The 8,274-nt window shown below is 53.4% G+C and carries 9 protein-coding genes; 4 read left to right on the top strand and 5 right to left on the bottom strand.

Going from position 1 to position 8,274, the window contains the following annotated elements; translation table 11 throughout:
• Positions 1-250 precede the first annotated feature (250 nt).
• From ACIQ0R_RS09230 to ACIQ0R_RS09215, 4 genes are all read right to left on the bottom strand, one after another.
• Positions 251-1,198, bottom strand: a complete 948-nt coding sequence (locus tag ACIQ0R_RS09230; protein WP_395826433.1) for an ion transporter — start codon at positions 1,196-1,198, stop codon at positions 251-253.
• A 249-nt stretch (positions 1,199-1,447) separates the two neighbouring features.
• Positions 1,448-2,464, bottom strand: coding sequence for a ketol-acid reductoisomerase (gene ilvC, locus ACIQ0R_RS09225; RefSeq protein WP_395826431.1), 1,017 nt, complete (start codon positions 2,462-2,464; stop codon positions 1,448-1,450).
• Between the two features lie 90 nt (positions 2,465-2,554).
• Positions 2,555-3,046, bottom strand: a complete 492-nt coding sequence (ilvN, locus tag ACIQ0R_RS09220) for an acetolactate synthase small subunit (protein ID WP_395826429.1) — start codon at positions 3,044-3,046, stop codon at positions 2,555-2,557.
• 2 nt (positions 3,047-3,048) lie between these two features.
• Positions 3,049-4,776: an acetolactate synthase 3 catalytic subunit gene (locus tag ACIQ0R_RS09215; protein WP_395826427.1), complete on the bottom strand. Its 1,728-nt coding sequence runs from the start codon at positions 4,774-4,776 to the stop codon at positions 3,049-3,051.
• Between the two features lie 660 nt (positions 4,777-5,436).
• Here ACIQ0R_RS09215 and ACIQ0R_RS09210 point away from each other — a divergent pair.
• From ACIQ0R_RS09210 to ACIQ0R_RS09195, 4 genes are read left to right on the top strand one after another with little or no spacing between them, the layout of a single operon-like run.
• A complete protein-coding gene (locus ACIQ0R_RS09210) occupies positions 5,437-6,006 on the top strand; it encodes an RNA polymerase sigma factor (protein WP_395826425.1) in 570 nt (189 codons plus the stop codon).
• Complete coding sequence (locus ACIQ0R_RS09205) at positions 6,003-6,410, top strand: DUF3619 family protein (RefSeq protein ID WP_395826423.1); 408 nt, start codon at positions 6,003-6,005, stop codon at positions 6,408-6,410. The genes ACIQ0R_RS09210 and ACIQ0R_RS09205 overlap by 4 nt, the downstream gene beginning before the upstream one ends.
• Positions 6,407-7,114: a DUF3106 domain-containing protein gene (locus ACIQ0R_RS09200; RefSeq protein ID WP_395826421.1), complete on the top strand. Its 708-nt coding sequence runs from the start codon at positions 6,407-6,409 to the stop codon at positions 7,112-7,114. Before ACIQ0R_RS09205 ends, ACIQ0R_RS09200 begins: the two co-directional genes overlap by 4 nt.
• Positions 7,115-7,119: 5 nt before the next feature.
• The gene (locus tag ACIQ0R_RS09195; RefSeq protein ID WP_395826419.1) at positions 7,120-7,668 is read left to right on the top strand and encodes an RDD family protein; all 549 of its coding nucleotides are present in this window, start codon (positions 7,120-7,122) and stop codon (positions 7,666-7,668) included.
• A 341-nt stretch (positions 7,669-8,009) separates the two neighbouring features.
• Here ACIQ0R_RS09195 and ACIQ0R_RS09190 read toward each other — a convergent pair whose 3' ends face one another.
• Entirely contained in the window at positions 8,010-8,153 is a 144-nt protein-coding gene (locus ACIQ0R_RS09190) for a hypothetical protein (RefSeq protein ID WP_395826417.1), read from the bottom strand.
• Positions 8,154-8,274 lie beyond the last annotated feature (121 nt).

Here is an 8,274-nt window from a genome sequence, read left to right as displayed (position 1 = left end):
AACATTTCCATGGTGATCACCTTATATCTCCTGCCTAAAAATTAGACAGGACAAGTAGAACACCTGGGTCAATTTTGAATCAGCACTATGCCCTTTGCTGGGTCAATTTTCGGTCAGCCGCAACAGGGGGAAGCTCACTTCGAGTGTGTTCTATCGAAATAGTTCGGCGGCAATATTGCTCTCGGTCAGTGACTAATACAAGACCGTATCGATTTGTCGATGAACAAAAATAGTGGCTACAGCCGCAGCGTCATTTCTTGGTAATGTCCGCACTTAAATTGCGCTCTATGCGCTGCTTGATGTCGGCAGGATTAATCGGCCCTGAACCGGCTGCAACTGCATCGTACTGATAGGGCTCGAGTTTCTCTCCGCAATGCTTGCAAAACAGTGAATCCGCTTCGTGCCCCTCCGTGAGGCAATTGGTACAGGTGCGAGTAGTCGGCACTGCCCTCATCATGGTCATGGCCAACTCAACCCCGACAATCCCGGTAGGTAAGGCGATAATGCCGTAACCCAGCAACATGGCACACGAAGTAATCAACTGCCCCAAGGGCGTTTTTGGATGAATATCGCCGTAGCCGGTAGTCGTCAGCGTCACAATCGACCAATACATACCGACCGGAATACTGGTGAAGCCGTTCTCCGGCCCCTCAATGACATACATGATAGTGCCCAGGATCACGCTCATGATCATCACCACGCCTAGGAACACCATGATCTTGTGGCGGCTATTGCGTAACGCCTGTAACAACACCTGCGACTCATCGAAATAACGCGGCAGTTTCAACACGCGAAATACCCGCAGCATGCGCAACAAGCGAACATCGATCAGAAAATGGAACTCTGGCAACAAAATCGCCAGGTAGGTCGGCAAGATCGATAGCAGATCGATGATGCCGAACCAACTAAGTGCGTAGCGCAACGGCCGTTTGACGCACAACAGGCGCACCACATACTCGATCGTGAACAGTGCCGTGAATAGCCATTCCAGGGTATTGAGCAGCACGAAATCGCGTGAACGCACCGCACCGACGCTGTCGATGATCACGGTTGCCACACTCAGCACGATGATCAACAGCAAGGCGGTATCGAAGCGCCGCCCGGCTTCAGTATCAGCTTCAAAAATAATCGTGTAAAGACGCTCACGCCAACCACGATCCGGCTTGCCGAACCTGCTTCCGATAGACTTAGTTGCCATGTTATCTACAGTACAAAATCATTGCGATTAATAACATGACAATTTAATCAATCTAAGAGGGCAGGTCAATCGCTTCCATTTCAGCGCCTGAAGAAACAAAAAAGGGACGGCAATGCTGTCCCTTTTTTTATTTTGATTGGTAGCAGGCTGGACGGGGTTGCGTAAAGCAACGCTTTACGCCGTCCTGCCCTGCAAGCGCCTTCAGGCGCTTGCAGCATGATGCCCGACGCTCAAACAACCAAGCTCTGATTAGTTCTTCGACTGGTCAACCATCTTGTTCTTTTTGATCCATGGCATCATCGCACGCAACTGCTCACCAACCTGCTCGATCTGGTGTTCTGCTGTAATACGGCGACGAGAAATCAAAGTTGGTGCGCCAGCCTTGTTTTCCAGGATGAAGCTCTTCGCATATTCGCCGGTCTGGATGTCTTTCAGGCACTGACGCATGGCGTTCTTGGTGTCTTCAGTAACGATCCGTGGGCCGGTGACGTACTCGCCGTATTCGGCGTTGTTAGAGATCGAGTAGTTCATGTTGGTGATGCCGCCTTCATAGATCAGGTCAACGATCAGCTTGAGTTCGTGCAGGCACTCGAAGTAAGCCATTTCAGGGGCATAGCCAGCCTCTACCAGCGTCTCGAAACCAGCCTTGATCAGTTCAACCGCACCACCGCACAGAACCGCTTGTTCGCCGAACAGGTCAGTTTCAGTTTCTTCACGGAAGTTGGTCTCGATGATGCCGGCACGGCCGCCGCCGTTGGCGGTTGCGTAGGACAAGGCGATATCACGGGCGCTGCCGGACTTGTCTTGATAAACGGCGATCAAATGCGGCACGCCGCCACCCTGGGTATAGGTCGCACGAACAGTGTGACCTGGTGCCTTTGGCGCGATCATGATGACGTCAAGGTCAGCCCGTGGCACAACTTGGCCGTAGTGAACATTGAAGCCATGCGCGAATGCCAGCGTTGCGCCTTGCTTGGCGAACGGAGCGACGTTTTCTGCGTAAACTTGCGCAATGTTTTCGTCCGGCAGCAAGATCATGATGACGTCAGCCGCCTTGACCGCGTCGTTGACTTCAGCAACGTTCAGTCCGGCGTTCTTTGCCTTGTCCCAGGATGCGCCGCCTTTACGCAGACCGACCGTAACCTTGACGCCGGAGTCGTTCAGGTTTTGAGCGTGGGCGTGGCCTTGCGAACCATAACCGATGATGGCAACGTTCTTGCCTTTGATCAGGGAGAGGTCGCTGTCTTCGTCGTAGAAAACTTTCATTTTTAATCCTATATATATGTGATTCAGTGATGGGAATGCGTCGAGAGACAGCTCTTGTCTGGTCCTCTCAACGCGATGTTCTTTACTTGCTTAAACCTTGAGAATGCGCTCGCCGCGACCGATGCCTGAGCCGCCGGTACGGACGGTTTCCAGGATCGCTGCGCGATCGATCGAATCGATGAATGCATCCAGCTTGCCATTGTTGCCTGTCAGCTCCAGGGTATAGGACTTGTCTGTCACATCGATGATGCGGCCGCGGAAAATATCGGCGGTACGCTTCATTTCCTCACGCTCCTTGCCGACCGCACGCACCTTGATCAACATCAGCTCGCGCTCGATGTGTGCGCCTTCGGTCAGATCGACCACCTTGACGACCTCGATCAGACGATTCAGATGCTTGGTGATCTGTTCGATCACATCATCCGAACCACTTGTCACGATAGTCATGCGTGACAAGGTAGCATCTTCGGTCGGGGCGACCGTCAATGCCTCAATGTTATAGCCACGTGCGGAAAACAGGCCGACCACGCGCGACAACGCACCTGGTTCATTTTCCAGCAGTACAGAAACGATATGGCGCATGATTACAGGTCCTCCGAACCGAGCAACATTTCAGTCAAGCCCTTGCCCGCCTTGACCATCGGCCAGACGTTTTCGGTTTGATCCGTAATGAAATTCATGAATACCAGACGATCCTTCATGCCAAATGCCTCTTTCAGTGCGCCGTCGACGTCGCCCGGCTTCTCGATCTTCATGCCGACATGGCCGAACGACTCGGCCAACTTGGTGAAGTCAGGCAGCGAATCCATGTACGACTCCGAATAGCGCGAACCGTAATCGATCTGCTGCCACTGACGAACCATCCCCAGAAAGCGGTTGTTCAACAGAATGATCTTGGGCGTCAGGTGATACTGTTTGCAGGTAGCCAGTTCCTGGATACACATCTGGATCGATGCTTCACCGGTGATGCAGGCCACGGTCAAACCGGGGTTTGCCATCTGCACGCCCATTGCGTAAGGCAGGCCGACACCCATGGTGCCCAGACCGCCGGAATTGATCCAGCGTCGCGGCTTATCGAAACCATAATACTGCGCCGCCCACATCTGATGCTGGCCAACGTCAGAGGTAATGAACGCGTCGCCGTCGGTGATCTGCCATACCTTTTGGATCACGGACTGCGGCTTGATGACTTCTGCAGAATCAGTGAACTTCAGGCAATCGCGGGCGCGCCACTCATTGATCTGCTTCCACCAGTTGGACAAGGCGGGCGCATTCTGCCTGGCATCGGCAGCGTCGAGCTGCGCCAGCAGTTCCTGCAGCACATCCTTGACGTTGCCGACAATCGGAATGTCTACCTTGACCCGCTTCGAAATCGACGGCGGATCGATATCGATGTGGATGATCTTGCGGGTGGCCGACGTAAAGTGCTTTGGATTGCCGATCACACGGTCATCGAAACGGGCGCCGATCGCAATCAGCACGTCGCTGTTCTGCATCGCCATGTTGGCTTCGTAAGTACCGTGCATGCCAAGCATACCAACGTACTTGTCGCTAGATGACTTGTAGCCGCCAAGCCCCATCAGGGTGTTGGTGCACGGGTAGCCGAGGCGATCCACCAGCTTGTTGAGCTCTGGCGACGCATTGGCCAGAATCACGCCGCCACCGGTATAGATCATCGGTCGCTCAGCTGTCAACAGCAATTGCACCGCCTTGCGGATCTGGCCCGCATGACCTTTATCAACCGGCTTGTAAGAACGCATTTCGACTTCCTTCGGATAATCGAAAACGTGCCGATGCATGGTGATGTCTTTTGGGATATCAACCAACACGGGGCCGGGACGGCCGGTGCTGGCGATATAGAACGCCTTCTTGATGGTCGATGCCAAATCCTTGACATCCTTGACCAGGAAGTTGTGCTTGACGCACGGGCGTGTGATACCAACCGTGTCGCACTCCTGGAACGCATCCTCGCCAATCGCGTAGGACGGAACCTGCCCCGAAATCACCACCATCGGGATCGAGTCCATATAGGCTGTGGCGAGGCCGGTCACCGCATTGGTGACGCCCGGACCGGACGTAACGATAGCCACGCCAACCTTGTTTGAACTGCGGGAATAGGCATCGGCTGCGTGGATCGCAGCTTGCTCATGACGAACCAGAATGTGCTGGAATTTTTCTTGCTGAAAAATAGCGTCGTAGATGTACAGCACCGCGCCACCGGGATAACCGAACACATGTTCGACTCCCTCTTCCGCCAGACACCGCACGAGAATTTCCGCGCCGGTGACAGGCAAGTTGGTGTCTTTGCTCATTTACTAGATCCTTTCAAGGTCCATTGGAAATTGATCGGATGCTCTTTCCTGACGAAATGGCGTAGCGTACCAGTGTGCCGGCGTCCCTTTTTTGTGCGATCACGTCATTCCGTTGCGTAGCCGTAGATACGATTCAAAATGGCGCTAAACGCTACTCGTTCGGCCGAAATTCCTGATCACGCCGTAGCCTGTTTCTCGCGCTTATGGCGCGGGTTAGAGCAAACAGCTTACAGCTTACGAATGTGAAGCGTGCCTGTTCGTTGAGCAACATCTTGGGTCGCCAGCAAACAGACTAAGGCCCACCCAGGATTCTGAAGTGGCTTGATACCATAATCCGTGGTTTCATTTTGGTCAAGGCAAATTACACGATATCCGCGTTAAACGAGCCATTTTGCTGCAAATTTGCTCACAAACACAGTACAAACATCCCACAAACAGCGCCTTTTTTGCTAGGATTCCGGCAGCTTGTAAATTTAAAGTGATTATTATTTTACGTTACACATCCCTTGGAATACCTTACTTTCTTGGCTCAAGCCAACGGCGGCAGGCGTTAATTAGTCAGCCAATATCGGGATCCGACCAACGCTTAGCCGCTAATGTGGTTAGGCTGTAGAATTTGAATAAGCAGTAGGTAGCCCATGACCCAATCCGCCACGAAGCATGGCCGCAGATAAAGAACTTTCGGACTTCCTAGAGAACGTTGAGCGCCGCGCTTTCAAGCAGGCAACTTACGCAGTCCGCAAGGACGAGTCGGCACTGGATATCGTCCAGGATGCGATGATCAAACTGGCAGAAAAATACGGCGACAAACCTGCGGCAGAGCTGCCAATGCTGTTCCAGCGCATTCTGCAGAACACCATCCACGATTATTTTCGACGGGAAAAAGTTCGCAACACCTGGGTCACCCTGTTCTCCAGCATGGGGCGCAACAACGCCAATGAAGAAGACTACGATGTCCTGGAAACTTTCGAGTCGGAAGAAGATTCGCAAGCCACCGAATCCAGTGCAAACAAGCTGGAACGTGAGCAAATTCTCAATATAATCGATCACGAAATACAGAAGCTTCCAACGCGTCAACGGGAAGCCTTCCTGATGCGTTATTGGGAGGACATGGATGTTGCCGAGACCGCAGCCGCAATGGGATGCTCGGAAGGCAGCGTGAAGACGCATTGCTCACGCGCAACACACACTCTGGCTCAGTCACTCAAGGCCAAAGGAATCAGTTTATGAACAGCAAAGAAATCAATTACGCTTTCAAAGTGCGGCACGCACTCAATGAAAACCTCGACAATTTGCCCGCACCGACCGTCGATCGCCTGGCTGCAGCGCGAAAGACTGCGTTGGCACGCAAGAAAAAAGATGCGCCAGCCCGGGTTCTGCTGCGCCGGGGCCTACTGGCGGGCCATGCCGGGAATTTCTTCAACGATCCACTGGCATGGCTGATGCACGTCGGCGTGGCTGCGCCGATAGTGGCGGGCATGGTATTACTTTCAGGATTGTATCAATACGAACAACAACATCGGATTGCCGCTGCCGCCGACATTGATGCCGCCGTGCTATCGGACGAATTGCCGCCCTCGGCCTATCTGGATCGCGGCTTTAGCACTTACCTCGCTCAGCAGCAAGACCAATGACGTTGACCTCCTCCGCCAACCAAGGTAGCCAGCGAGCGCTTAGCGGCCAGACCAAACGCCTGATCGGCGCAGCCTTCGCACTGCTGGTTACAAGTGCGACGCTGGCATTGCTCGGCCCGGTGATTCCAACCCACGCAGCAGGCAGACCGGCCGAGAGCGCAGCGCCAGACCTCAATACGCCCCCTAAGGCAACCAAGGTGGCGGAGAGTGCCGCACCAACGTGGAAGGATCTGACAGCATTCCAGCAACATGTGTTGGCACCGCTGGCCTCGGATTGGGACAAACTGAAACCGACCACCCGTAAAAAGTGGCTGGAAATCAGCGGTCGCTATACCAGCATGACGCCAGCTGAGCAGGAGCGGTTACAAGCTCGGATGCGTGGTTGGGTAACGCTGACGCCTGAACAGCGTCGGATTGCACGCGAAAACTATGCGCGCGCCAACAAGCTCGATACTGAAAAGCGGGCGCTCCGTTGGCAGCAATACCAGCAACTGTCGGAACAACAAAAGAAAGAGTTGGCCGAACAGGCAACGCCGCGCCACAAACGCGTAACCACCATGCCGCCGGCGACGCTTAACAAAAATAAGCCAGCGACACCCGCCCAATTAGCGCCACCAGCGGCTGGACCGGCGGCGGTTGCTGCGGAACAAACCGCTGCCACCGTTCCGGCATCAGCGCCGAGCGGCTCTCCGGCAGTCAAATAACCGCCTTGGATCGCTCCGCGCCATCCATCGCCAGCAACACAGCGGCCGCACAACAGACACCGTCGCTGAAACGCCGCTTTGGAAGCATACTGTATGAATCGATGCTGCTGTTTGGCATCTTGTTCATATCCGGCTGGATCTTTTCTACGCTGCTGCAACAACGCAACGCGCTCTATCTCAGACGCGCCCAGCAAGCTTGGCTGTTCATCGTACTGACACTGTATTTCGTCTGGTGCTGGAGCCACGGCGGGCAGACGCTAGCCATGAAAACCTGGCGCATACAACTTGTCAGGCAAGACGGCGGTCCGGTTAACGCTACGCGCGCCGCGATTCGCTTCCTGTTGAGCTGGTGCTGGTTTCTGCCCGGATTGGCATTGGCTTGGGCGCTCAATGCACACACGTGGACGCTGATATCGATTCCGGCGGCAAATTTCGTTCTCTGGGCCTCCACCATTTACCTCGATCCGCACAGACAGTTCCTGCATGACCGCATCGCCGGCACAAAACTGGTCGACATGGCAGAAATTGCCAAGCCGGCAGATAAATCCAGGTGATCCTGTCGTTGACGCAAGGTGCCGCAAACAGAATTAGCTTAGATAAGAACTTTATCTAGTTGCGCTTGCGTCGCAAATCCCGTTGTTCCTTCAGAGAATTTCACCTGAGTCAAACCTGGATAAGGCCCTACCTGCCGCGTGTGGTGCAGTATCTCGCTAATTTTTTTGTTACTCATCAACTGCCGATACCACTCCTACCAAATCTATGAAGCCGTCACGGCATTCTTTGATTGAAGTAATGACAGGAGTTACGATATAACCGTCTCGAGTAACAAGAAGGATATCTCCATCTTTTTTGCTGGGAACAAATTCGCCGGTATCGTCCTTACTGTAAACACCAGCTAACACAATTTTTTCTGGGACTGCGCATCATTGAAAATAATTTCCAGCTTATCTTCAACCGCCTTCAGTCCAAACTCGCCAATATCAAAGTCTAGATTCAATTCATCTTTTCCCTGACCAAAGGGAGAAGTCAGAATATTCACTGAGCTTCCCCCGAAATTTAGTCTTCCATAGGTAACGTAAAATCAACGATCCTTTGGAAAGACCAGCAATGAAGAAGATACCAAAACAGATGTACACGGCGGAGTTCAAGGAGCTAGCCGT

Origin of the sequence: Collimonas sp., from assembly GCF_044339385.1 — a bacterium.
Classification (GTDB): Bacteria; Pseudomonadota; Gammaproteobacteria; order Burkholderiales; family Burkholderiaceae_D; genus Collimonas.
This window is presented reverse-complemented; position numbering and strand designations above follow the sequence as displayed.

What these genes read in the sequence shown, in the direction of transcription:
- ACIQ0R_RS09210 (WP_395826425.1), top strand. Translation starts at nt 5,437, where the DNA reads ATGGCCGCAGATAAAGAACTTTCGGACTTCCTAGAGAACGTTGAGCGC.
- ACIQ0R_RS09215 (WP_395826427.1), bottom strand. Translation starts at nt 4,776, where the DNA reads ATGAGCAAAGACACCAACTTGCCTGTCACCGGCGCGGAAATTCTCGTG.
- ilvN (WP_395826429.1), bottom strand. Translation starts at nt 3,046, where the DNA reads ATGCGCCATATCGTTTCTGTACTGCTGGAAAATGAACCAGGTGCGTTG.
- ACIQ0R_RS09200 (WP_395826421.1), top strand. Translation starts at nt 6,407, where the DNA reads ATGACGTTGACCTCCTCCGCCAACCAAGGTAGCCAGCGAGCGCTTAGC.
- ACIQ0R_RS09230 (WP_395826433.1), bottom strand. Translation starts at nt 1,198, where the DNA reads ATGGCAACTAAGTCTATCGGAAGCAGGTTCGGCAAGCCGGATCGTGGT.
- ilvC (WP_395826431.1), bottom strand. Translation starts at nt 2,464, where the DNA reads ATGAAAGTTTTCTACGACGAAGACAGCGACCTCTCCCTGATCAAAGGC.
- ACIQ0R_RS09205 (WP_395826423.1), top strand. Translation starts at nt 6,003, where the DNA reads ATGAACAGCAAAGAAATCAATTACGCTTTCAAAGTGCGGCACGCACTC.